At 62.8% G+C, this 23,516-nt stretch carries 22 protein-coding genes and 1 other RNA gene; 12 read left to right on the top strand and 11 right to left on the bottom strand.

Going from position 1 to position 23,516, the window contains the following annotated elements; genetic code table 11:
• Positions 1 to 41: 41 nt before the first annotated feature.
• From ACAty_RS03710 to ACAty_RS03700, 3 genes are read right to left on the bottom strand one after another with little or no spacing between them, the layout of a single operon-like run.
• On the bottom strand, positions 42 to 821 hold the full coding sequence (locus tag ACAty_RS03710) for a TIGR02186 family protein (RefSeq protein WP_004870961.1): 780 nt from the start codon (positions 819 to 821) through the stop codon (positions 42 to 44).
• A complete protein-coding gene (locus tag ACAty_RS03705) occupies positions 818 to 1,729 on the bottom strand; it encodes a sulfite exporter TauE/SafE family protein (RefSeq protein ID WP_004870959.1) in 912 nt (303 codons plus the stop codon). Before ACAty_RS03705 ends, ACAty_RS03710 begins: the two co-directional genes overlap by 4 nt.
• Positions 1,730 to 1,734: 5 nt before the next feature.
• Positions 1,735 to 2,274 (bottom strand): universal stress protein, encoded by a 540-nt coding sequence (locus ACAty_RS03700; RefSeq protein WP_004870956.1) that lies wholly within the window; start codon positions 2,272 to 2,274, stop codon positions 1,735 to 1,737.
• A gap of 134 nt (positions 2,275 to 2,408) precedes the next feature.
• On the opposite strand from ACAty_RS03700, the gene ACAty_RS03695 reads away from it, so the two are divergent.
• Both ACAty_RS03695 and ACAty_RS03690 read left to right on the top strand, forming a co-directional pair.
• Positions 2,409 to 4,127 (top strand): proline--tRNA ligase, encoded by a 1,719-nt coding sequence (locus ACAty_RS03695; RefSeq protein WP_004870950.1) that lies wholly within the window; start codon positions 2,409 to 2,411, stop codon positions 4,125 to 4,127.
• Between the two features lies 1 nt (position 4,128).
• On the top strand, positions 4,129 to 4,593 hold the full coding sequence (locus tag ACAty_RS03690; protein ID WP_004870948.1) for a universal stress protein: 465 nt from the start codon (positions 4,129 to 4,131) through the stop codon (positions 4,591 to 4,593).
• 475 nt (positions 4,594 to 5,068) lie between these two features.
• Here ACAty_RS03690 and ACAty_RS03685 read toward each other — a convergent pair whose 3' ends face one another.
• On the bottom strand, positions 5,069 to 5,308 hold the full coding sequence (locus ACAty_RS03685) for an antitoxin (RefSeq protein ID WP_004870945.1): 240 nt from the start codon (positions 5,306 to 5,308) through the stop codon (positions 5,069 to 5,071).
• Between the two features lie 1,073 nt (positions 5,309 to 6,381).
• Here ACAty_RS03685 and ACAty_RS03680 point away from each other — a divergent pair.
• The 3 genes from ACAty_RS03680 to ACAty_RS03670 are packed head-to-tail and all read left to right on the top strand — an operon-like array spanning position 6,382 to position 11,749.
• Positions 6,382 to 7,701, top strand: coding sequence for a TolC family protein (locus ACAty_RS03680; protein ID WP_004870943.1), 1,320 nt, complete (start codon positions 6,382 to 6,384; stop codon positions 7,699 to 7,701).
• A complete protein-coding gene (locus ACAty_RS03675) occupies positions 7,692 to 8,684 on the top strand; it encodes an efflux RND transporter periplasmic adaptor subunit (protein WP_004870942.1) in 993 nt (330 codons plus the stop codon). Before ACAty_RS03680 ends, ACAty_RS03675 begins: the two co-directional genes overlap by 10 nt.
• Positions 8,681 to 11,749 (top strand): efflux RND transporter permease subunit, encoded by a 3,069-nt coding sequence (locus ACAty_RS03670; RefSeq protein ID WP_004870940.1) that lies wholly within the window; start codon positions 8,681 to 8,683, stop codon positions 11,747 to 11,749. Before ACAty_RS03675 ends, ACAty_RS03670 begins: the two co-directional genes overlap by 4 nt.
• A 589-nt stretch (positions 11,750 to 12,338) precedes the next feature.
• Here the strand turns inward: ACAty_RS03670 and ACAty_RS03665 are convergent.
• Positions 12,339 to 12,992, bottom strand: coding sequence for an ABC-type transport auxiliary lipoprotein family protein (locus tag ACAty_RS03665; protein WP_226824233.1), 654 nt, complete (start codon positions 12,990 to 12,992; stop codon positions 12,339 to 12,341).
• A complete protein-coding gene (locus ACAty_RS03660) occupies positions 12,992 to 13,933 on the bottom strand; it encodes an MlaD family protein (protein ID WP_004870935.1) in 942 nt (313 codons plus the stop codon). The genes ACAty_RS03665 and ACAty_RS03660 overlap by 1 nt, the downstream gene beginning before the upstream one ends.
• 74 nt (positions 13,934 to 14,007) lie before the next feature.
• On the opposite strand from ACAty_RS03660, the gene ACAty_RS03655 reads away from it, so the two are divergent.
• The 3 genes from ACAty_RS03655 to ACAty_RS03645 are packed head-to-tail and all read left to right on the top strand — an operon-like array spanning position 14,008 to position 17,041.
• Positions 14,008 to 14,661, top strand: a complete 654-nt coding sequence (locus ACAty_RS03655) for a protein-L-isoaspartate O-methyltransferase family protein (protein ID WP_004870933.1) — start codon at positions 14,008 to 14,010, stop codon at positions 14,659 to 14,661.
• The gene (locus tag ACAty_RS03650) at positions 14,661 to 15,224 is read left to right on the top strand and encodes an isochorismatase family protein (protein WP_004870930.1); all 564 of its coding nucleotides are present in this window, start codon (positions 14,661 to 14,663) and stop codon (positions 15,222 to 15,224) included. Before ACAty_RS03655 ends, ACAty_RS03650 begins: the two co-directional genes overlap by 1 nt.
• Complete coding sequence (locus ACAty_RS03645; protein WP_238323812.1) at positions 15,215 to 17,041, top strand: M61 family metallopeptidase; 1,827 nt, start codon at positions 15,215 to 15,217, stop codon at positions 17,039 to 17,041. Before ACAty_RS03650 ends, ACAty_RS03645 begins: the two co-directional genes overlap by 10 nt.
• Here the strand turns inward: ACAty_RS03645 and ACAty_RS03640 are convergent.
• From ACAty_RS03640 to ACAty_RS03625, 5 genes are all read right to left on the bottom strand, one after another.
• Entirely contained in the window at positions 17,008 to 17,823 is an 816-nt protein-coding gene (locus ACAty_RS03640) for a TIGR00282 family metallophosphoesterase (protein WP_014002426.1), read from the bottom strand. The genes ACAty_RS03645 and ACAty_RS03640 overlap by 34 nt on opposite strands.
• Positions 17,820 to 18,395, bottom strand: a complete 576-nt coding sequence (locus ACAty_RS03635; RefSeq protein ID WP_038471626.1) for a 5-formyltetrahydrofolate cyclo-ligase — start codon at positions 18,393 to 18,395, stop codon at positions 17,820 to 17,822. Before ACAty_RS03635 ends, ACAty_RS03640 begins: the two co-directional genes overlap by 4 nt.
• A gap of 25 nt (positions 18,396 to 18,420) precedes the next feature.
• Positions 18,421 to 18,601, bottom strand: a non-coding RNA gene (gene ssrS, locus ACAty_RS15175) — 6S RNA.
• 9 nt (positions 18,602 to 18,610) lie between these two features.
• Entirely contained in the window at positions 18,611 to 18,922 is a 312-nt protein-coding gene (locus ACAty_RS03630) for a cell division protein ZapA (RefSeq protein ID WP_193787415.1), read from the bottom strand.
• Positions 18,915 to 19,172 carry a hypothetical protein gene (locus tag ACAty_RS03625; RefSeq protein WP_004870923.1) on the bottom strand — a complete coding sequence of 86 codons (258 nt, stop codon included), beginning with the start codon at positions 19,170 to 19,172 and terminating at the stop codon, positions 18,915 to 18,917. Before ACAty_RS03625 ends, ACAty_RS03630 begins: the two co-directional genes overlap by 8 nt.
• 76 nt (positions 19,173 to 19,248) lie before the next feature.
• On the opposite strand from ACAty_RS03625, the gene mrdA reads away from it, so the two are divergent.
• The 4 genes from mrdA to ychF are packed head-to-tail and all read left to right on the top strand — an operon-like array spanning position 19,249 to position 23,506.
• Complete coding sequence (gene mrdA, locus ACAty_RS03620) at positions 19,249 to 21,192, top strand: penicillin-binding protein 2 (RefSeq protein WP_004870921.1); 1,944 nt, start codon at positions 19,249 to 19,251, stop codon at positions 21,190 to 21,192.
• A complete protein-coding gene (locus tag ACAty_RS03615) occupies positions 21,189 to 21,818 on the top strand; it encodes a 50S ribosomal protein L25/general stress protein Ctc (protein WP_004870918.1) in 630 nt (209 codons plus the stop codon). The genes mrdA and ACAty_RS03615 overlap by 4 nt, the downstream gene beginning before the upstream one ends.
• An 18-nt stretch (positions 21,819 to 21,836) precedes the next feature.
• A complete protein-coding gene (gene pth / locus ACAty_RS03610) occupies positions 21,837 to 22,412 on the top strand; it encodes an aminoacyl-tRNA hydrolase (RefSeq protein ID WP_193787421.1) in 576 nt (191 codons plus the stop codon).
• Positions 22,413 to 22,414: 2 nt separating this feature from the next.
• Positions 22,415 to 23,506: a redox-regulated ATPase YchF gene (gene ychF, locus ACAty_RS03605; RefSeq protein WP_004870915.1), complete on the top strand. Its 1,092-nt coding sequence runs from the start codon at positions 22,415 to 22,417 to the stop codon at positions 23,504 to 23,506.
• The last annotated feature ends 10 nt before the right edge of the window (positions 23,507 to 23,516 follow it).

The following is a 23,516-nucleotide window of genomic DNA, read 5'->3' as shown; positions in this document are numbered from 1 at the left end:
GGGGGGCTTAGGCCCCCTTTTTTCATGGCGGATGCTGTTTTTTAACTGCCGCTGCGTCGCTGCATGACGATGCCAAGACCAAGACCCAGGACCGCAAGGAGCAGGGTCAGACCAATCCCGAACAGCCAAGGCTCGCGCTCGGCCACATCGGCTACCCACTGTTCCAGGCCGACTTGCTCCACATCGATGCGCTCGTCACTCTGGGCCAGAACCTGGCCATCGCGGATCAGATAGGTCGTCAAGGAATACCGTCCGAGGGGTAAGGAGGCCGGCAGATCGAGGCGCACCGAAAAGAGGCGGCCATCGCTGATCTTTACCGCATGTTCCTTCAGGGCGAAGCTCCCGGTCCGTTCCTTTGCGGCCAATACCGCCTGTTCCCACCGCCGACGATCCCGAGGTTCCGGCACAAACTGCGCCCTGGCCACGAGATCCCTAAGATCCAGGCCCAATTGTTGCCGCTTTTGCGCTGGAAGCAGACTCGCCAGCGGTGCCGATGCGGCAATCTGCACGACTCCCGGAAGCTTCTGCACGGTGACTTTTTGTCCGGTGAGCCAGATGGGTCCGGTCTGAACCTTCTGGGTGACGGCCAGAGCACTTGGGGGGGAACGGAGCACCACGACCACGGCGCCCGGATGCGAGAGGGCTCCAAAAACCAACAATTCCCGACCGGTAAAGCGACTGGTGACGGCTATCTTGTCGATGCCCGTGCCCACCACGAGGGCCGGTGCCGTCGCCGCGCCGACATCCGCAGCGGTCGCCGATCCAACGCCCAACGCCAAGGCACAGAACACTGGCAAAAGAAGCCGTCCCAGCCGCATCATCCGACCCTCGTGACCTGAAAGATGTGCTCGGGCGGCAGAATCAGCCCGAGCCCCATCTTCACGGCCACTCCCACCACCACCAGGGCCAACACCAGACGTAGCTGCTCACCGGGCATCCGCGCACCAAGGCGCGCACCAAACTGGGTCCCAAAGATCGAGCCCACCACCAAGGCCAGAGCCAGATAGGGATCGACGGCGTGGTTCATTCCCGCCTGCAGGATGCCCACCTCGGCCGTGGTAAAGAGCAACTGGAAGAGGGAGGTTCCCACGACCACCTTGGTGGGCATCTTGAGCACGTAGAGCATGATGGGCACCATCACAAAGCCACCGCCCACACCCATCAAGGCCGTGAGCACGCCCACCGCAAGTCCCAGGGAAATGGGCAGGAGGACCGAAATCCGCAGTCCCGAAACGGGAAACTCCATCGGCCAGGGTAGGCGTGCAGTCCAGGAGGCTTTGGACTCGCCCGCCGCCTTGGGTGGCCGACGGGCCCCGCGGATGGCCATGAGCGACTCGAAGAGCATGGACAGGCCGATGAAGCCCAGCAAACCGACATACAGAAAGGTCACCACCAGACCAAAGTGCCCCGAGGATTCCAACCAGCGCGCCACCCGCACGCCCGCCAGACCTCCCGTCCAGCTGCCGAGCAAGAGGATTAGTGCCATGCGCATATCGACATTGCCCATGCGCCAATGCGCGTAGCTGCCTACCGCCGAAGCACCAACGATCTGTGCCGCACCCGTGCCCACGGCAATGAGGGGCGGGACGCCCACAAAAATGAGCAAGGGCGTGATGAGAAAGCCGCCACCCACTCCCGTGAGCCCGGACAGGAATCCGACGAGCAGGCCAAAGGCCACGATGAGGAAGATATTGATATCCATGTGGGCGATGGGCAGGAAGATTTCCACGGCGCTCAGTCCTCTGCCTGGGACTTGCCCAGACGCAAGTCCAAAATACCCCCGCAGATCTGGCCTTCAGCGGCGTCTGCGGGCACGAGCAGTACCGGGATACGCAAGGCGAGGCTGAGCTTGGCGCCGAGCCCACCTAAGGCATGGGGCAGGCCGCGCGGCTTGCTCTCGGTGCCAAAGCCGTGCTGACCCACCACCACCATGATGATGCGCTCATCGGCCGCCACAATTTTGGGGATCTCGATCTCGGGGCTGCCCTGGACGATGAAATACTCGGGCAGGGCCAGTCCGCATCCTTCCTGAATACGGGCGGCGACACCGCTCAGATTTTCTTCGGCCTCGGCCCGTGCGTCCTCCAGAAGCTTCTGCTTGAGGTCGCCAGAGAACAGTCCACTACCAAAACCCAGGGGCACGCTCGGAACCTGCAGGGCCGTCACCAGGCCCAGGCGACCGCCAAGCAACTGCGCAAAACGCGCCGCCACACCAGCGGCGATGAGGGCATTTTGTGAACCATCCACAGCCGCCAGGATTACGTGCTCGCTCACCGTCTTCCCCCCAAAAATCTCCTTGCGAATCCTAAGGCGACAACTGTGCTTTGTCGAGCCGCAGATAGGAACACTCTTCCTTAGAACCAACCCTTTCCTTACACTGGCGCATTGTTCTCGTTTCAGGAAGTATCATGCGCGCCAGCCAAAGCTTTCTTCCCCTGCTCAAGGAAACGCCGGCCGAGGCCGAGCTCGTCAGCCACCAGCTCCTTCTGCGCGGCGGTTTCATCCGGCGCCTGGCCTCAGGTCTGTATACCTGGCTGCCTCTAGGTCTGCGTGTTCTGCGCCGGGTCGAGCAGGTCGTGCGCGAAGAGATGGACCGCAGCGGCGCCCAGGAGATCCTCATGACCGTCGTCCAGCCGGCAGAGCTGTGGCAGGAGTCGGGGCGCTGGGAGCTGTACGGCCCAGAGTTGCTACGCCTCAAGGATCGGCACCAGCGCGACTTCTGTCTTGGGCCCACCCACGAAGAGGTCATCAGCGATCTGGCGCGGCGCGAGATCCGCTCCTATCGACAGCTGCCCGTCAACCTTTACCAGATTCAGACCAAATTCCGCGACGAGATCCGCCCGCGCTTCGGCCTCATGCGCGCCCGCGAATTCATCATGAAGGATGCCTACTCCTTTCACATGGATCAGGCGTCCCTGGAAGAGGGATACCGCGCCATGTACGACGCCTATTGCCGAGTGTTTCAGCGGCTCGGCCTGGATTTTCGGGCCGTGGAGGCGGACAGTGGCGCCATCGGCGGCAAACGCTCCCACGAATTTCACGTCCTGGCCGACTCCGGCGAGGACGCCATTGCCTTCTGCCGTCACTGCGATTACGCCGCCAATGTCGAACTGGCCGAGAGTGCCGAGAACCCGGAAGCAGCCGCCACCCCCGCCGTCGACACACCGGCAGCCGTGCTTACCGAAACCCCGGATATCCGCAGTGTCGCAGCCCAGGCTGAGCACCTCGGCATCGGGCGTCACCAGATCGTCAAGACCATCCTGGTGATGGCCGACGACCGTCCTCTGCTCCTGCTTTTGCGCGGCGATGACGAACTCAATCTCATCAAAGCCCAACGGCATCTGGGCTGTGCGCGCCTGCGTCTGGCCACGGCCGAGGAGGCAGAGGAACACACCGGTGCCCCTGTGGGCTTCATCGGTCCCCGGGATTTGCCTGCGGGCCTACCGGTGCTGGCGGATCTGCGCCTGCGTGGCCTGCAGGATTTCAGCAGCGGTGCCAACCAACGCGATAAGCACTGGCTCCACCTGCAATGGGGACGGGATCTACCCTGGCCCGAGGCATGGGCGGATCTGCGCCTGGTCCAGGCGGGCGACCCATGTCCCCGCTGCGCCGGCGGCAGTCTGGAAATCTGCCGCGGGATCGAGGTGGGACACGTCTTTCAACTGGGCACCCGCTACAGCGAAAGACTCGGGGTACGGGTACTGGACGAAGGTGGCCGGGAGCAGACCGTGCTCATGGGCTGCTATGGCATCGGCGTATCGCGCATCGTTGCGGCAACCGTAGAGCAGTCCCACGACGAGCGCGGGATCGTCTGGCCCGAGGCCTTGGCACCTTTCCGGGTGGGAATCGTCGCCATCAACGGTCGCAAATCCCCGGCGGTACTCTCTGCCGCCCTCGAACTTCACGATCGTCTGGAGGCCGCCGGGATTCCAACACTGCTGGACGATCGCGACGAACGGCCGGGAGTACAGTTTGCCACCCTTGACCTCATCGGCCTGCCCCACCGGGTGGTGGTGAGCGACAAACTGCTGGCCCAAGGCATGCTGGAATATCGGGCGCGACGCGACAGCGACAACCGCTTGCTCACGCCGGACGCGCTGTGGGAGCTGCTTGGAGGAGCATCCTGACATGGACGCAGCCATCCGCCACATCCTGGCCGCCGTAGATTTTTCGCCGGCGGCGGAGCAGACGCTCCACTGGGCCAGTCGCGAAGCGCTGCTGCACGGGGCCCGACTCACCATCGCACACGTCTTCAGTCCCCAGGCCATGAACCTGCAACTGCCGGAAGAGATCCTGCCGCCGGATCTCGATCTCATGACACGGCTGCGCAAGCTGGCCGAGGTGGAGCTGCAAAAGCTCAAGTCCCACTGCGATCCCAAGCTGAAAGCGACCGAAACGCTACTCATCGATAGTTCCGAGGGCATCGGTCACGCCCTCGTGCAGGAAGCACAGCGCAGCGCCGTCGACCTGATCGTCGTCGCCAGTCACGGCCAGGGCGTACTCGGACGCCTGCTGCTGGGCTCCGTGGCCACGGACATCGTGCATCATGCCCACTGTGCGGTGCTCGTGGTCAGGCCACAGAGCAAGAACTGAAGGATCCTCGCGGGAAACCAATATATAGAGCCATCTACCATAGAGCCGCTAGGTTCTATGGGTTGCAGACCCTGCTGTAGAAGCTTTTTGATCGCTACAGCCAATTTTCGACTATGAGCCCAGGCACTCGGGAAAACTCGCCCACATTGGCGCTCACCAATATGGTCTTGGCTATCAGAGCATGGGAGGCGATCGGCAAGTCATTCGGACCAATGGGCTGGCCACAGGCGGCAAAATGTTGGGCCGGCGTTTCCTAGGGGAGTACATCTGTGGCCGCGATAATATTGTTCATCCATTCGTGAGTCGGGGAGAATTTTTCTTGGCTGCGCCATACCATAATTCACAAATTCCCACAATGGAGGTGCATACGGCCGCCCAGCCGAAAACGGCAATCCTCTGTGCCACTATATACCCTGTGGATGCCGGATCAAATCCGAGAGAATGTTGGTGTCCAGCAGGTAGCGACGGGTCCTACTCACAACTCGATGTCATCCAGTGGGAGAAGATCGCGATCCGTATCCGGGAACTCTTCATCCAGGGCAGAAAGACTCGCCAGAGTGGCCAGAAGCCCTTTGCGTCTTTTGGGCTCGATAGCCAGGCGATCATCCCCACGTCGCATGATGGCCTCTTGCGCGTCCATCTCGAACTCACGGGGAATACGCACCGATTGATTGCGACCATTGCGAAAAAAACGTACATGACGTTCCGTATGCATGGTAACCCTCTTTCCCGACATGGGTTTCAGCATAGGTCCCACCCCCTAGACCCGTCAATGAATGCATTCGTGTGCCCGATAAGGCTTGCCTTGCCGCCTATTCCTGATGCGTCCTGTCGATGGGGGTGATGACCTCCAGCGAGTCCATCTGGTCAGCGTAGCCGGGCCGGCATCGATATCGGCCAAGCCGCTCACGGTACGCCCGGCCAGCCCCCAAAGGCTGGAGAAGGGAGGCAACACGCCCCGCCATCTCCCGCAGGATCGTCGGACACTCCCGCCGAAGCGGACAACCCCTCTGCCCGCTGGTTGCGCGCCCGGATCTCCCGGGCGATCTGCGTGGCCAGGACTCCGCCGGCAGCGGCTGTGGTCGCGTCCAGAGACGTCTCGTCTAGCGACAGGTGATCTTGCAGGGCTCTCGCTACGCTCCTCTAGCTCCTATACAAACCAGGATGGGAAATTAATTGTCCTGCCCCTCGCCCAGCCCCTATAATCGGCTAAAAAATTTCTATGATAACCGATTAAGCCATAAAATAGGCGTGTTAATCCTATTTCTTGATGGTGTTCTGAGGGCTGTAACTCACGCCAAACATGTCATAAAAAACGCACATCGATCAGTGCCAAACAATCTGATCGCGCAGGATGACAAATCCGCCTGAATCTCAGGTGAATGGGAATTGCGAGTCTGATTTTCCCTTTATTTTGACTCTTCAGCCCGATTTTCTGTCATCAAAACCCATTACCCCTAGAAAAAATAACAGTGGATGCCTCCACATTGGACTGCGGCGGGCGCTCAAGTAGCCAGGAGCCCTTGCCTGAACTGGATGGCATCGAGGTGCCAAGGTGCAGATTCATCCACAGATGGATTTCGGATGGGTCGCCATGCAGAATGCCTTTTGTCTTGACAGGTAGAGCCGGCGAGATGTTAGCATTGGTCGTCTCAAGAGTCCGATGGTCGCAACCACCGTGGTGCCCACCATTATTCATCAAAAAATGCAAGCCGAGGCTAGTTCCGGCTCCTATTCCCGTGCAAACCACCTACGGTGGTATCGGACTTCTCTGGGCCTTGGGAAGCCGTGACCGCCGGGATACCCGACGCCTTCCGCTCGCTACTTTTCTCACTTTTGGCTCTGGCCGCAGTCCGTGCCGATGCCTCTACCCTGACGCTGCCCATGGCGATTGCAGAGGCCATGCATGCGCAACCGCAAATCGAGCAGTCGGCGCACAACGCCTCCGCCAGCCGCGACCTATCCCGTGCCGCACATGCGCAGCTCCTGCCCCAGGTTTCCCTGGCTACGGGCAGTATCTGGTCTGAGAGTCGCGCGGGGCAGCCCTTGTTTGTCTCCGCCAATGGTCCGCGCGAGGTCATCGCCCAGGTGCGGGTTTCATTCCCACTCTACGATGCCGAGCTTCGTGCCCTGGCCAAGATTGCCAGGGATCAGTCGGCGGTGGCACGCTTACAATTGCAGGCAACGCGCTGGATGGTCGTCGCCCGGGTGGTCAACGATTACTACCGCGTCGCCACTTTGATGACGCAGGAGCGCATCTGGAAAAGCACCCTCAGTACCGATGAAAAACTCTACCGGGACACGTACAAGGCCTACCGTGCAGGTGCCGTGTCCAGGCTCGACCTAGTGCAGACCGAACTTTTGCGTAACCAAGCCCGTACCGGCCTGCGGCAGTCGGCAGCAGAAGCCAAGGCAGCCATGCAGGTGATGAATCTGCAGATGGGGCGACCGCGCAGGAGCACCTGGGTGTTGGCACCCCTGCCTTGCTCGATCCCGGTCCTCCCTTCCTTTTCGGTACTGGCAGCCCAGGCAGAAGCCACACAGCCCTTACTCCAGGTTGCCAAACAACAGATCGATGTCGCGCAGGCACAGGTCGCGGTACGACGCGGTGCGATTCAACCCAAGATTCGCGCGTATGGCGCTTACGGCGTGGATACGGCCACCGCTCCCCGTGGCAAGGATCTTGGTTGGCAAGGCTCCATTAGCCTGAGCATGCCCATCTTTGGGTTCGGGGCCCAGCGTCAGCAGATCGCAGCGGCGCAAGAGCAGCTGGCCGCACTGCGCTCGGCACGGCGGGCGCTCATCCTGCAGATACGGAGCCAGCTTGCCCAGAACTATGGCGCTGCCGTGGCAGCACAGAAAACCCTGGTCAATGCGCGAAGGGCAGAACGAGAGGCAGAGCGGGTCTATGCCATGACACGCAAGGGGTACTTTGCTGGCGCACTAAACGCCTTGGATCTGGCCCAGGCAGAGGGCGCCTGGGTACGTGCGCGGCTTGATCTCTCCACTGCAGCCGTCGCTGTGCAGCTGACCAGAGCGCAACTGGAGCTGGATACGGGACGCTACCCCAATAGCCACACAGGAATCAGGACGCCATCATGTTCATGACCGACGCGCGCCCAGGTATCCGAAAATTCTGTCTTTTACTCCTCATCACTTTCTGGGTCCGTCCCGCCTGGGCCGTTCCCGTTACCCTCGCGACGGTGCAGAAATCCAACTGGAGTCGGACGATACCGGTCATGGGACAGGTGGAGAGCGTGGGAATGGTGACCTTGACGGCGCCCATGACCGGCCGCATCACGGGCCCTTTCCCACCAACCGGAACCATTGCGGCGGGTACGGTCATTGCCCATGTCGACGCCCCAGGTTTGCAGGCGCGCCTGCGTGCCGCAGAGGCGCAGGTGGAATACGCCCGGACCGCCTTGCGGCGCGACGAGCAGCTGTTGAAAGACGGGGTCGTGGCCAGAGCCACGGTGGAGGCGTCTCGAGCTACCTACGAGCAGGCTCTTGGCAATGCGCGGGCGCTTCGGGCGGTGGCGGTCGATCAAGCGCTTACGGCCCCATTTACGGGAAACATCCGCTACCTCATCGCACCGGGGACGGTGGTCGCCGCCGGAACTCCCATCGCCAGCATCAGTGGTCGCGCGCAACCCTGGGTTGAGGCCCTGGTTCCTCCAGAACTCGTCTTTCGCCTCCACCCGGGCGAGCCCGCCGCCCTACGCGCCCATCGCTGGCATGGAATCGGCAAGATCCACAGTATCGGCAGCAGTGCACGCCAATCCGGCCTGGTTTCGGTCATCCTTCACCTCCCCCCACATGCCCCGGTGTTACCGGGAGAATGGCTTTCCATCCAATTGCAGACGTCGGAAAGGCCGGTGCTCCGGGTTCCGGCTGCGGCAGTGGTCATGCACGGTGCCAAGCCTCTGGTTTATCTGGACAAAAACGGACGCGCGCAGGGGGTGTCGGTTCGGGTGCTGGGCGTGGAACACGGGGTTGCCTACCTAAGCGGCGCTTTAAGACCAGGTGAGCAGGTCGTGGTGTCTGGAAGTACCCGTTTACGCGCGCACTCACCTCTGGAGACTCGCGAGTGATCCGCGCGTATCTCCGTTTTCTGTGGGATACCCGCTTCACCGTTTTGTTGCTTGTCGGTCTCTTACTTGCGGCAGGCTGGATCAGTTTTCAGGAGATGCCCGAAAGCATATTTCCAGCGGTGGATTTTCCCAAGGTATCGGTATTGGTACACACCCAGGATTTGCCCGTAAAGTTCATGCTGCTGGAAGTCACGCGCCCTTTGGAAGAGGCGGCTAAAGGGGAGCCCGGGGTGACCCTCGTCCGCTCCCAGACGGGCAATGGGCTGACCAAGTTACATGTCTATTTCGGGCCGCACACGAATCCGGATCTCGCTTATCTGATGCTACAGGCGCGCCTGTCGCACATCGTCTTGCCCCCCGGTGCAAAAATGAGCGTGCGTCTGATGACGCCAAATATCTACGCGTTGTCGGAATACGCATTGGTCTCGAATCGAGTGGACAGTTCGGCGATGATGCCCACCTTTGCCTTCGCCATCCGACCGGCGCTGCTTTCCATACCCGGCGTCTACCACGTGGACGCGACAGGACGGGGTTGGCCGGAGGTAAGGGTTCAGCTCGATCCGCGCCGTCTGGCACAGTACCACCTGACGGCAGCGCAGGTCGTATCGGCGCTGCGTGATCAACAGGGGCCTTTTTTCTCGGGCGTGCTGAATGCCTTTCACGAGCAGTTTGTACTGGCCACGGTACCGCGTCCGGTCAATATCCACGGCCTTGCGCAGGTCACTCTGCCGCTGGGACCGGCGAATGCCGCAGGAGTACATGCGCCTTTGGCACTGGGCGCCCTGGGAAAGATCGGCATCGGTCCACCACCCCTGATTCGGCAGGCCGCCGTTGCCGGGTATCGCCATGCCTTGCTGATCGATGTGTCTGCCCAGCAGGGTGCAAACCAGGTCGCCGTGGCCCGGGCCGTGCAGGCGCGTATGCAGTCCCTGAAAGCCGCCCTGCCACCGGGAATGCATCTGGTACCCATATATGACCTTAGCCACCTCATCCAATCCAGCCTGAGCGACGTGTGGACCGCGCTAGGCCTCGGCACGCTGATTGCTTTTGTCATCGTCTACCTTTTTCTGGGCCGCTGGGATGGCGCACTGGCAACACTGGCCGTCGTGCCGCTGGCGGTTGCGGCGACCATGCTGGTACTGCACGGCCTTGGTCTCGGTATCGACATCATGACGCTGGGCGGTATTACCGCGGCCATCGGTGCGCTCATCGACCATGCCATCGTCATAGTCGAACGCGGGGTCCATGGGCTGGAGGGCGATGCACAAGAGCGGCGACAGATGGCCCTGCGCCGGATCAGCGGCATCATCCCCCTGATGACGCTGGCAACTCTGACCGCCTGTGTGCTGTTCCTGCCGCTGATATTTCTCTCCGGCACCGTTGGTCTACTCTTTCGGCATATGGCCGTGGCTATCGTCGTTGCCCTGATCACATCTCAGCTCATCGCCATGACCGTCAGTCCGGTGTTTGCCCTGTGGATTGCCACTCGCGCCAGACGGGTTCACCGCCTCGTGGGCGAGCGCTGGCTGCGGCGTCACTACGGGCGGTGGCTGATCCGGGGCATGCGTCGACCGTGGCTGGCAGTCCCCATGGTGCTGGGCTTGATCCTGGTGGGTGGGATTGCCGGTACGCAGTTACCGACGGCATTTTTGCCCCATTGGGATGAGGGCATTTTTGTGGTCCCTTTTCGCACGCCCGTAGGCAGCGGAATTACCCAGACCATGCGCGTCGGTCGCGATCTGATGCGTATTGCCCAGAGCAACCCCAATGTGGACAGGGTATCTCTGGTGGCGGGCCGCGGTCTGGGGAATGCCTATTCCACCCCCAACAAGGGGGCGTTGACCATTCTCCTCAAGAAGGAGCGAACACAAAGTACACAAGCGGTGATGCGCACCTTGCGTCACGAGTTTCGCGCTGCCGTCCCGGATCTCACCACGCTGGAGACGATGCAAGTGATGATCAACCGCTTGGGCAATCTGTCTGGCTCCCACGCACCCTTGGAGGTCGAGCTGTTTGGGCGCAGTTCGGCCACATTGCACCAGGCCGGGCTACGTCTGACTAGGGCTTTGGCGGCCAGCCACGCATTCCAGTCCATCGTCTTCAAGTCGCCATCGGCGGGCCCCGAAATCGCGATACGCCCAAGCGCCCTGGCGAGCATGCAGGATTTCTCCCCCATTGCCATTTCCCAAGCTCTGAAAACGCGATTCTGGGGTCGGCAGGCAGGATTTCTGTTGCGTGGAGAACAGATCCTACCCATCCGGGTGCAGGTCATGAGCGATCACCGCCCCACGCCCGTCCGTTTCGCTGAGACGCCGATACGTTTACCCAACGGTACCCCAAGCCCGCTCTCACAGATTGCGGGAGTAGAGCTCCAGGGAGTGGTACCGTACATCACCCATCAAAATCTCGTCCCCTACGCGGCAATCCGCTTGAGTCCTCGCGCCGGTGAAGGACTCGCCCAAGCAGCTGCCACGGCACACACCGTCATCGAAAAACTGCAACTCCCGCGCGGGATAACCAGTGCGATCGGGGGGTACTATCACGAGCAACGACAAAGTTTCCGGCAAATGGTCGTCATTTTGCTCGCCGCCCTGCTGATCCTTCTGATCCTGCTCGGTTTTCAGTTCGGCAGTCAAAAGGCTGGAATGGTCGCAATTTTCGCCATTGCCCTGGCCGCGCCCGGCGCGCTGGTGCTCCTGCTGCTCACCGGGACGGATCTGGACAGCACGGCTTTCCTGGGGATGCTCTTGGTATTTGCGATAGCCGTGAACAATGTCATCTTGATCTTCGCTCGGGCACGGCAACTGGATGGCAATCATCCAAAACCGTCCAGCGTTGCTTTTGCCGCCCGACAGCGCCTGCGGCCCATCCTGATGACCATGCTCGCGGATGTTTTTGGATTTCTGCCCCTGGCCATCGGGATCGGCCGTGGGACCGATCTCTTGCAACCTCTGGCTATTGCGGTGATGGGCGCCCTCACCCTGGGAACCCTTATGACCCTGTGGTTGGCGCCAGTGCTCTATTCCGCGTGGTTTACGACTGAGAAGAAGCTTGTAAGACGATAAAAAGCCGGTGGTAGAACGGGCAAAATGCGAGCTCCATAACTCACCACCCACGGCAGCCTGAATGAAGGTGCTTGGCCAAAACCCACGCTAGGGGACCACATGACGCTGACACATGAACTGTCCCATTCGTGACGCTGAGCGTCGCCCAGGATTGGATGAAGCCAGCGCCATGGATTGGCTCCATCAGGAGGAGCGCTTCTGGTGCGAGGTCTCTGCATAGCCAAGAGTGCCGGTCGAACAACGGATGCGCCGTCGCCTTATCATAGCTTTCTGCATTTGCCTAAAAAAGAATTTTTTCGCTAATAGCAATAATGGCTTATTAATAAATCCTGTAGTCAGGATTCCCGACATCCACGGTCAAAATGCTACCGCGCCTTTCGCGAGTCTTGAAGAGTGCCGCGAGCGCCATGGTCCCCGGACTGAATGTCTGCTTCCGCTGCCCTCCCGCCGTTGTATAGCCGCCGGGCACGCGCCGTCCGTTATGCCGTCATGCACGTCGACAAACTGCAGTTCCCATAAAGCGTATTTACCTTGATGAGGAAGCGTCGGAAAAAATCATCGCCATGGGGACAAGCAGCCAATATTCCCGTCAGCGCACCTGCGCCAAAGCTTGGCGGGCTGCCGCTGCCGCCCATGAGCGTAACTGCGCCATGCTAGCGGCGGTGGCTTCGGCCATGGCTGCCGCCCCGCCCTGCGGGCCAATCTGTCGTAGTGGCACGCGCTGCAGGAACTCGCGCTGTGCCACCACGGAAAAACTCTGGGTGTCTACCAAGGTGGCGGTGTAGGCGAGTTCCGCCTGACCGCTGTCGGGTCCAGAAAAATTCAGCATGAAGTTCTGCAGGCGCAACTCCAGGCGAAAACGCTTCTTGGCCTCGCCTCGAGTCAATACCGCCTGCCAGTCGCCACTTTGTTCCAAGCTCGTCACGGCAGCGGCCCGCAACATCTGTGCCGGTGCCGCTGCCCAACGCGCGTCGCCGTAGTAGCGCAAGGCCTCGGGGTCGCGGTAATCCAGACGATAGAGATAGTGGCTGCTGTCGAGCCAGGCGGGTGCCTCCACCTCGGCTACCTGGAGCACCGGCAGGACCTGAGTCTCTGGCCGACTAGTGGGGGTGGCATACGCAGCGACGGGCACCACCGAATAGGCCTGCTGATAGAGCGCCGGGCTACCCGCACAAGCGGACAGAGTCAGAGTCAGCAGTACAGCGCCCACAACACGCCCCGCGCTCATCCATGGTCGCTTCATCAGGGTCTCCCACCAGATGCAAAGCCAGGTTGCCCGGGGCCCGGGGGCGGAGGTCTGCGTCCAAAGACGAGGCTTTGGGGCGCGTCCTCGAGGTTCTCCGACAGCTTCCCGAGCCTACGGCTGCTTTGTGCCAGCTGGCTGCTGAGTTGGTTCAACTCCGGCAGCGTCTGGTAGTTCAGGGTTTCTATACTGCTCAGACCCGCCGCCGAGAGCAGTTGTACCGAACGCGCCGCCGCGGTGACACTGGCCAAAGGCGCCTGCGCCGATACCGCCAGATCGTTGAGGTCCAGAAGCAGGCTATGGCTCGCCTCCATGGTGGAACGGGTCGCAGCGATGGTGGCAGGCAATTCCGCCAGCGCGGGCTTGAGCGACTGCTCGAGGGCGACCAACTCAGCCGTCGCCTGATCCAGATGGGCGATGGTCTGGGCAAAGTGGCGGCGATTGCGCTCGTCGAGCACGGCATTGAGGCGCTGCGCCAGGGTATTGCCCTGATTGACCAGGGATTCCCCGTTGCGAGAGAGGGCCTCGATGAAGCTTGGATGCATGGGAATGACGGGAGGCTCGCCAGAGGGATGGGCAATGGGCGCGAAGTCGGTGCCACTGTCGCTGAGGGACAGATAACTCAGGCCCGTCACCCCCTGGGGCTGCAGCTCGGCAAAGGTCGCACGGGTGATGGGAGTGTCGCGGGCAACCCGGATGCGCACCCGCACGAGACGCGGATTCTTGGGATCGAAGCCGATGGACTGCACCTCGCCTACCTTTACCCCCTTGAAGCGCACTGCCGCCTGGGACTGTAACCCACTGACACTGTAGGGTGACAGGACGTCGTACACCTTCCCCTTCGGCTCACTGTGATGCATCCACAGGCCGGCGGCGATGAGTCCAAGGGTGAGTAGGGCCAAGAAGACCAGGGCGACCAGAGCGTGGGCACGGCTTTCCAATGGGGACCTCGGTACGTTGACTTGACCTGGCGGCCATGACTAAATGTAGCAAAATTTTGGAATCTTCCACAGCCATGTCTTACGATGCCCTTCGCCAAACCATGATCGATACGCAGATCCGTACCTGGGAGGTCCTCGATCCCAAGGTATTGCAGGCGGTAGCAAGCACGCGGCGGGAGATTTTCGTACCGACGCCGTTGCGGCATCTGGCCTTCGCCGACTTCTGTATCCCCTTGGGCCATGGCGAGGTCATGTGGACACCAAAAATGGAGGCGCGCGTCCTGCAGGAGCTGGATCTCAATAGCGGCGCCCGGGTTCTCGAGATCGGTACGGGTAGCGGCTATTTTGCCGCCCTTCTGGCCCGCTTGGCCGGTGTGGTGCACAGCGTCGAGGATCGGGAAGAACTGCTCCGTCCTGTGGAGGGACGTCTCCACAGCGAGGGCATTTCGGGCGTGCACCTCCACCTGGGCGATGGTTCCCAGGGCTGGGCGGCCAATGCGCCCTACGATGCCATCTGCATCACCGGCTCCCTGCCCCAGCTGCCCGCTGTCTTTGCAGAGCAGCTCAGCCCAGGAGGACGCCTCATCGCCATCATCGGCAGCGGCGCCATCATGGAGGTGCTGCGCCTACAAAAGGATGAACGGGGCGTGCTACGTCGAGAAAGCCTCTTCGAGACGCAGGTCCCGCCCTTGCGCCACCATCTGCCCGGTCCCGGCTTCCAGTTCTGATGTCTGGCCTCGGTCGCGCCCAAATCCGCCCAGAGCAGGCGGTCCTGCTGTTGGTGGACCTGCAGGATCGCCTCCTCAACACCCTGGCACCGCAGACGCGCCACCTACTGCTGCGGCGGGTGGATGCCATGGTCGCCTTGTGTCAGCGCCTCGCCATTCCCATTCTGGCCACGGCACAGTATCCCGAGGGCTTGGGGCCTCTGCCGCCCGAACGGACGGAGCCCTGTTCGGCGGTCTTCGCCAAGACCAGCTTCTCCTGCCTGGGACAGCCGGATCTGCGCCAGTGGCTCGAAGCCCACGATGACCGTCGTCAGGTCTGGATTGCCGGGGTCGAGACCCATGTCTGCATCGTGCAGACGGCACTGGACCTGGAAACGCAGGGCTGGCGGGCCGTGGTGCTGGAAGATGCCTGCGCCAGCCGCGATCCGGCGCACCGCGACTCCGCCCTGGCGCGCCTGCGTCAGGCCGGCGTGCTGGTGGCGCCGGCAGAATCCGTCTTCTACGAAAGTCTGCGCGACGCGCGTCACCCCGCCTTTCGCGAGCTGGCAGCGCAGTGGCGTTAGGGGTCGTGGGGGACACCGCAGCGGCGGAACTGATCTACCGCGTACACGCGGATCCCCGTACTCACTGTTTCACCGTCCACCTCGACATCCCCGCGCCCGTGGAGCAGGAACAGGTGCTGACCATGCCGGTCTGGATTCCCGGCAGCTACACCCGTCGCGATCTCGCCCGCCACATCGTCGATATCCGCGCCGAAGACGATGGCGGAGCCCTCGCGCTGCGCAAGATCGATACGCACCGCTGGCTGCTCACCTCCCGCGGACAAGCCCTGCGGCTGCACTACAGCGTCTATGCCCTGGATCTTTCCGTGCGGACGGCCTATCTGGACGGGCACATGGGATTTTTCAATGGTCCCGCCCTGTTCCTGCGTGTGGAAGGTCAGGAAAAGTTGCGGCACCGTCTGGAGCTATCGGGTCCAGCAGACTGGCAGGTGGCGACGGCCATGCCGCGAACCAGTGGCGCCGATCTGTCCTGGGGGAGTTTCGCGGCGGCGGACCATCGCCATTTCTGCAATCACCCCGTACTCATGGGCGCGCTGGGACTGGTGGATTTCGAGGCGGCCGGTCTACCCCACCGCCTCGTGCTGGCCGGCCACGAACAGCCGGACCTGCCCGCCCTGGGAAGGGATCTCGCCAAGGTCTGCGCTTGGCACCAGGAATTTTGGGGGGCGAGTCCTTTTCGCAGCTATCACTTTCTGTGCATGGCGAGCGCAGGCGGCTACGGTGGTCTCGAGCACGAGAGCTCCAGCGCCCTGCTCTGCGCCCGCGACGATCTTGGCGGTGGCGATAGAGCGGCCTGGCAGCGCTTCCTGGGTCTCGCCAGCCACGAGTACTTCCACAGTTGGTGGGTACAGGCCATGCACCCGGCCTCTCTGTGGGAATCGGCAGGCGAAGCGCCAGTCCTCACCCGCGACCTTTGGGTCTTCGAAGGCATCACTTCCTACTACGACGAACTCGCCCTGCGACGCAGCGGGGTACTCAGCGTCGACGGCTATCTCGAGGGTCTTGGCCGGGAAATCACGGCCTTGACCGTACGCCCGGGGCAATATCGGCAGAGCCTCCGGGAGTCCAGCGAGGATGCCTGGATCAAGCTCTACCACCCACACCCCAATAGCGCCAACTTTGAGGTGAGCTACTACAACAAGGGGGCGCTTGCCGCCCTCTGTCTGGACCTGCTATTGCGCAGCCGCAACTCCAGCCTGGACGCTTTTCTCCGCCATCTGTGGCAGACCCGTGATGGGGCGGGCGCTGCGCTTCCCGAGGGGGATTTTCTCGCTCGTCTGAGTGCTTGGGCGGATCCCGAAATCGCGGCGGAGCTGGAGGGTTGGTTGGCGGAGCGCGGGCCTTTACCCCTCGCCCAGCAACTCGCCACCGTTGGCCTGGAATTGCGGCTGCGCCCGCCCGCAAGTCCCGACGACAAGGGCGGAAAGGCCGCGGACAAGGCCCTGCGCTGCTGGTTGGGAGCGCAGTGGCGCAGCCACCCCCAAGGGGTCGAAGTGGGTTGGGTCGCGGCGGGAGGCGCCGCAGAAAAGGCGGGGCTCTGCCCCGGTGACCGGATCCTTGCCCTGGATCACTGCGCCTGCAGTGCCGACAACCTGCAAGACCGCCTCGACGCCCTGCCTCCGGGTCTGCCCAGGAGCATCCACTACTTTCGCGACGGTCGACTCTGGGAAACCCGTCTGGAACCAGAGGCGCCGCCGCACGATCGCGCCTGGCTGCTCTGGCAGCAGGAGGTGGACGCCGATACGCGCCGCCGACGCGCCCTCTGGCTCGGCCTTGGTGAGAATCAGGTGGTGGCTTCCCCCGTCTCGGGCGGATAATCGCGGCGCACCCGCTCCACGCGCAGGGCACGACCGCTGTCCGGGTCCACCTCCGCGAGCAAGCCGCAAAATGTCGCCACGCCATCCACGGGCGCCGCATGGCCCGGCAGGGCGTGAATGAAGCGGCGGATGGCGGCATGCCGATCCACCCCAATCACCGAATCGTAGCAGCCACACATGCCGGCATCGGCCTGAAAGGCGGTACCGCCGGGCAAAACGCGCTCATCCGCCGTCGGCACGTGGGTGTGGCTGCCCACCACCATGGAGACACGCCCATCCAGATACCAGGCAAGGGCGTATTTCTCGCTGCTGGCCTCGGCGTGGGCATCCACCACCACCACCCGGCAGTCCGCCGGCCGGGCCGCCAGGGCCAGGTCCGCGGCACGAAAAGGACAATCGTAGGTCGGGTGCATGAACAAGCGTCCCATGAGGTTCAGGACGCCGAGTTGCCAACCGCCGGGCATGGGCACGCTCACCCAGCCCGCCCCTGGCGTTCCGGGGGGAGCGTTGTAGGGGCGGAGCAGGCGCGGCTCGGTATCGATGAACTGGAGGATTTCCCGCTGATCCCAAACGTGGTTGCCGGCCGTGACGACGTCGACACCCTGGGCTCGGAACTCCGTAAAGATGGCTGCCGTGATACCCATGCCGCCGGCGGCATTCTCGCCGTTGACCACCACGGCATCCACCTCACCCGCAGTACGAAACTCCTGCAGGGCCAGGCGCAGGGCGCGTCGACCCGCCGCTCCCATGACATCGCCTGCAAACAGAATTCGGACCGTCATAGCTTCCATCTCCGCCAGCCTTTCTCGGTACAGACCGCGTCCAGAGCCACATCCCAGGCTTCACGCGGGAGCCTGGGCAGTTCCTGGAAAGCGTGGCCCACCCCGACCAGTCGTGGCTTGCGCCAATGACGCCGGTGCCCACGCGCAGCAAGGCTGCGGTCGTAGAACCCTCCACCCATACCCAGGCGGCCGCCGCTGCCATCGAATGCCACCAGCGGGACGATGAGCAGATCCAGGTGACGCCAGGACTTTTGCGCTCTGACCCCTGCCCGCGGCTCCGGAATCCCCAGACGGTTGCTCGCCCAGGTCCCCGCTGGCGTCATGGGTGCAAAGCGTAGCATGCGTGCGTGGGGGCCTGCCAGAACAGGAAAGTAGAAGATTTTGTTGCGGGTACGCGGGTGACCCAGGACGCCAAGGGGGCTGATTTCGCCGGAGACTGGCCAATAGACGCCAATGCGGCGGGCCTTTTGAAAAGCGCGGTCGCCAAGGAGGTGTCGCGCCAGGGCGCGTTGTGCACTGGCAAGTTCCCGTGGCGTCAAAGCCGACCGCATACGTCGAAGGTGACGCCGCAAGGCCGACTTGCTGGTGGAATCGGGAAGACTCCCCGCCTGGGTCGTGCGGCCCGCTATCCCAGGAACCTGATGTTCAGGTGGGAATCCACACACCGCTTCAGGCTACTCCGCAAAAGAGCGGCACACCGCGGTGATGACTGAGGATCCCCTGGATAGACAATGTTGGTTCAGGAATCATCTCGGCCACACGTGCCCCGCAGGGAGCATCTTCGAAGCTACTCCTCACCCTTACCCATGTCAACCAGGGCCTGCAGACGCGCGGCAATGGCATCCAGAGTAGCCGACTGCTGGGCGCGCGCCTCCTCGGCGCGCAACAGGTCTGCCGCCAGATTCATGGCGACCATGAGGGTGAGGCGCTCTTTGCTGACACTACGGGCAGCCTGCTCGCTTGCCTGGGCCAGGCGCCTTTGCAGCAGGGCGACGGCCTCGCCCAGAAGCGCCTGCTCCTCAGGTCGACAGGAAACACGGTAATGCTGACCCAGCAACTGGGCATCTACGGATACCGTGGGCGCAGACGGTTCAGCCACGAAGTTCGCCATCCTCGGAATCCTCCCAGACTTCGATTTGGCCCAAGAGTTCGCCGAGACGCTGACATACCAATTCCTGACGCTGCCGCAACAGGATGTTTTCGGCTTCCAGACCCTGCACCCGCCGTTGCAGATGGCGCAAGACCTGGCGTTCCGAACCCGGCTCTGGCAGCTGGCGACGCAAGGACCGATAATCGGTTAGCATACGTTCCAGATCGGCAAAGAGGGTTTCGAATCGCGGCTCCAGCACGTCAGCTCCCAAGGCGTCGGACGCTTCGAGTTTACGGAGCCCTCCTGGCTTTTGCAATCGGAGTCCGCCCAGCGTCATGTCCCCCGCCGAACCCTTTCCCAAGGCCCGCCACTTTCGCAATCGACTGTGGCTGGCGGCCACGATCATGCTGCTGCTGTTGCTGGCGGTTCTTCTGCGCCTTCTCTACCTGGAGGTCTGGCACTATGGCCGTTTCCGCCGTCTTGCCCACGACAACCACGTAGCCCTGGCGCCCGTGGCACCGGCCCGCGGCCTCATCGTTGCCGACCACGGCGAGGTGCTGGCGGAAAATCGTCCAACCTATGCCGTCGAACTCGTTCCCGATGAAATCCCAGACATCTCGGAAACCCTCACTCGCTTGCAGGAACTCCTGCAGTTGTCTCCGGAGGATCTCGCCCGTTTTGCCAGGCGCCGGGCAGGCAAACCGGATTTTGATCCGGTTCTTCTGAAGACGGGCCTCGATCCCCGCCAGATCGCGCTTCTGGCCGTGCGCAGCGAGGATTTCCCCGGGGTGCGGGTGGTGGCCGTACTCCACCGCTACTACCCCTACGGCGCCCTGTTTTCCCACGTCGTCGGTTACGTCGGCCCCATCACCGCAGCGGACCTCGAGCACTTTCACGCGCGCAGCTACCTGGGACGGAACTATATCGGCAAGGCCGGGCTGGAGCGCCAGTACGAGCGCCAGCTGCGTGGTGAAATCGGTTACGAGATCAAAGAGGTGGACGCCCGCGGCATGCAGGTGGGCACCCTCCACGAGCAAGCTCCCATCAGCGGGGACAAGCTCATCACGCACCTGCGTCTACGGGTGCAAGAGGCCGCCGCCCAGGCCTTGGAAAGTCATCGGTATCGCGGCGCCGTGGTTGCCCTGAATCCCAATGACGGAGCGGTATTGGCCATGGTGACCAGTCCCAGCTTCAATGCCAACTGGTTTGTGGATGGCATCAGTGCGGCACACTGGCGGAGCCTGCTCGCGAACCCTGGACGGCCGCTGGTGAACCGTGCCGACAATGGCCTGTATCCGCCCGGTTCCTGCGCCAAGCCGTTCTTCTCCATCGAGGCGGTACAGCAGGGGGTCATCGCCCCGGATTACCACACCTTTTGTCCGGGCAACTTTCAATTGGGCGGGCATACCTATTGGGACTGGAACCGCGGCGGCTTTGGCGAGACCGGTCTGACCAAGGCGCTGGCCTGGTCGGTGGATGTCTTCTATTACAAGCTCGCCGTAAAAATGGGCATTCGGATGCAGGATCAAACCCTGTGGCGCTTTGGTTTCGGCAGCCGGCCGGGCGTGGATCTGCCGGGGGCATCCCGCGGTTTCGTCCCGACCCCGGCCTGGAAACGCGCACACCTGCACGCCCCCTGGTATACCGGTGACTCCGTGATTCTCGGCATTGGCCAGGGCTACCTGCTGGTCACGCCGCTGCAGTTAGCGCGCGCCGTAGCCGCCATCGCCAATGGAGGCTGGCTGGTCCAGCCACAGGTAGGCAAGGCCTTGGTGAGCCCCCACGGGGGCCGCCCGATACCGCTGCCGCAGCCACCGGCGCGCAATCTGCACATCGCGCCTGCGGCCCTGCACGCCGTGCGTCTCGGCATGGAAGCCTGCGTGCAATCGGGCACCTGTCGCAGCGTCCAGATTCCGGGCATCACCATCGCCGGTAAAACGGGCACGGCGCAGGTCCCCATGGGCCAGAAAGATGGGCGGACCATCTACAACAACGATTCCCTCTTCATTGGCTGGGCGCCGGTGCATCACCCCAAGATCGCCGTCGCCGTGGTCGTGGAAAATGGCGGGCATAACGCCTGGCAGGCGCTGCCCGTGGCGCGGGCGGTCATCCAGTCGTACCTGGCCCCGAGCACTGCCACCACCGCGAGTACGGTTCAGGCCAACCAGCAGCTTGTCAAAGCGGCGGCGCGCGGCTATAGTTCCGGCCTTTCCAAAGGGGAGAAAGGTGCTGTCGACCCTCGCCCCGCTCTCGGCTCATCACAGGAGTATAAGCAATGACAGACGTACAGTTTTCCATTCCCGCCCGTGAGCGCGACGGGCACGGCCGCCGTCCCAGTCGTCGCCTGCGCCGCGAGGGCCAGGTGCCAGCGGTGCTCTACGGCGACGGCAAGCCTGCCAACCCCCTCAGCCTCGAAGCCCGCGTCCTGCGCAAGCTACTGGCGGATGAGCGCGTCTTCACCAACGTCATCACCCTGGAGTTTCCCGATCGCAAGGAAACGGCTCTGATCCGTGATCTGCAGATGCATCCCTACAAGGAAGAGGTTCTCCACGTGGACTTTCTTCGGGTGCACGCGGGCGAGCGGGTAACCCTGCACGTCCCCATCCACTTCGAAAACGAAGCCACCTGCGTCGGCGTGAAGTCGGGCGGCGTGCTCCACCGCGCCCTGGTGGAGGTGGAAGTGGAGGCGCCGGTGGGGCAATTGCCGGAGGCCATAGTGGTGGATATCGCCCAGCTCCAGGTGGGCGAGAGCATTCACCTGTCGCAGATCACGGTCCCGGCCGGGGTGAAACTGGTGCCCTTGAGCCACGACGACGATAAGGAAGTGGTCTCGGTACACAGCGCCCGCACGGGAGCGGAGGCCGATGAGGAGACTGCCGAAAGCGCGCCCAGCACGGGCGAGTGACGCACTCCCGCCATGGGCGTGGATTGGCTTTTGGCCGGTCTCGGCAATCCGGGAGAGGAGTATGCGCACACCCGCCACAATGTCGGTTTCTGGTGCGTGCGCGATCTGGCCGCAACCGTCGGCGCTCCCTGGGGGCGTGAGGCACGCTTCAAGGCGGAGCTGGCGCAAGGCCTCCTCGCTGGTCAGCGCCTCGTACTCTGCCAACCTCAGGATTACATGAACCGCAGCGGCGGACCGGTCCAGTCCGTCGCCGCTTTCTACAAGATTCCCCCGGAACGCATAGTGGTCGTCCACGACGATCTCGATCTGTTGCCCGGGGTGGCGCGCCTGAAATTCGGGGGCGGAAACGGTGGGCACAACGGGCTGCGTGACCTGGATCGCGCCCTCGGAACCAATGCCTACTGGCGGCTGCGTCTGGGTATCGGACACCCTGGACACAAGGACCGTGTGGTAGCTTATGTGCTGGGCAAGCCGAAACCCGAGGATCGCGGGCAGATCGACGCGGCCATTCACCGCGCCCTATCGGTGCTACCGGATTTTCTCCAGGGTCGCGTCGATGCGGCCCAACAGCGTTTGCATAGTCTGGAGTCCTGACCATGTCCCTGGCCTGCGGTATCGTCGGTCTGCCCAATGTGGGCAAGTCCACGCTTTTCAACGCCATCACCAAGGCCGGCATTGCCGCCGAGAATTACCCCTTCTGCACCATAGAGCCAAACGTCGGGATCGTCGAGGTTCCGGATACGCGCCTGCAGGCCCTGGCGGACATCGTCAAACCGCAGAAGGTCGTGCCGGCCACCATGGAGTTCGTCGACATTGCCGGACTGGTGGCCGGAGCTGCCCAGGGTGAGGGGCTGGGCAACCAGTTTCTGGCGCACATCCGCGAAACGGCGGCCATCGCCCTGGTGACCCGCTGCTTCGTGGACGACAACGTGGTGCACGTACAGGGCCGTGTGGATCCCGTCGCCGACCTCGACGTCGTGTTGACGGAATTGATCCTGGCGGACCTCAGCACCGTGGAGAAGGCCCAACAACGGGTACAGAAGCAGGCCAAGGGTGGACAGGCCGAGGCCCGCGCCGAACTGGCACTCCTGCAGCGGCTGCTGCCCCACCTGGACAGTGGCCAGCCGGCATCGAGCCTGTCCCTGACTGAGGAGGAACGCCAGCGTCTGGTACCCCTCTGCCTGCTCAGTGCCAAGCCCATGCTGGTCATCGCCAATGTCCACGAGGACGAGCTCCGCGATGGTCCCTGGCGCCAGCCCCTCGAGGCTTGGGCCGATGCACGGGGAGCGCGCGTCGTTCCCGTCTGTGCAGCCATAGAGGCGGAACTGGCTGAGCTACCGCCGGCGGAGCAGCAGGAATTTCTGCAGGACCTGGGCCTCGCGGAGCCCGGCCTGAACCGCATCATTCGCTCTGCCTACGGCTTGCTGGGTCTGGAGACCTATTTCACGGCCGGCGAAAAAGAGGTGCGCGCCTGGACCTACCCCAAAGGCGCCACCGCCCCCCAAGCGGCGGGCGTGATCCACAGCGACTTCGAGCGCGGTTTCATCCGCGCCGAGGTCATTGCCTTCGAGGATTTTGTCCACTATCGCGGTGAGAGCGGCGCCCGCGAAGCCGGCAAGATGCGCCTGGAAGGAAAGGAGTACCGGGTCCGCGACGGCGATGTGATGCATTTTCGCTTCAACGTCTGAACAGAACTCC

This window comes from Acidithiobacillus caldus ATCC 51756, from assembly GCF_000175575.2.
Classification (GTDB): Bacteria; Pseudomonadota; Gammaproteobacteria; order Acidithiobacillales; family Acidithiobacillaceae; genus Acidithiobacillus_A; species Acidithiobacillus_A caldus.
This window is presented reverse-complemented; position numbering and strand designations above follow the sequence as displayed.

Coding starts and splice junctions, on each gene's coding strand:
- ACAty_RS03710 (WP_004870961.1), bottom strand. CDS start 821: ATGATGCGGCTGGGACGGCTTCTTTTGCCAGTGTTCTGTGCCTTGGCG.
- ACAty_RS03695 (WP_004870950.1), top strand. CDS start 2,409: ATGCGCGCCAGCCAAAGCTTTCTTCCCCTGCTCAAGGAAACGCCGGCC.
- ACAty_RS03690 (WP_004870948.1), top strand. CDS start 4,129: ATGGACGCAGCCATCCGCCACATCCTGGCCGCCGTAGATTTTTCGCCG.
- ACAty_RS03685 (WP_004870945.1), bottom strand. CDS start 5,308: ATGCATACGGAACGTCATGTACGTTTTTTTCGCAATGGTCGCAATCAA.
- ACAty_RS03675 (WP_004870942.1), top strand. CDS start 7,692: ATGTTCATGACCGACGCGCGCCCAGGTATCCGAAAATTCTGTCTTTTA.
- ACAty_RS03665 (WP_226824233.1), bottom strand. CDS start 12,992: ATGAAGCGACCATGGATGAGCGCGGGGCGTGTTGTGGGCGCTGTACTG.
- ACAty_RS03655 (WP_004870933.1), top strand. CDS start 14,008: ATGTCTTACGATGCCCTTCGCCAAACCATGATCGATACGCAGATCCGT.
- ACAty_RS03650 (WP_004870930.1), top strand. CDS start 14,661: ATGTCTGGCCTCGGTCGCGCCCAAATCCGCCCAGAGCAGGCGGTCCTG.
- ACAty_RS03640 (WP_014002426.1), bottom strand. CDS start 17,823: ATGACGGTCCGAATTCTGTTTGCAGGCGATGTCATGGGAGCGGCGGGT.
- mrdA (WP_004870921.1), top strand. CDS start 19,249: ATGTCCCCCGCCGAACCCTTTCCCAAGGCCCGCCACTTTCGCAATCGA.
- ACAty_RS03615 (WP_004870918.1), top strand. CDS start 21,189: ATGACAGACGTACAGTTTTCCATTCCCGCCCGTGAGCGCGACGGGCAC.
- ychF (WP_004870915.1), top strand. CDS start 22,415: ATGTCCCTGGCCTGCGGTATCGTCGGTCTGCCCAATGTGGGCAAGTCC.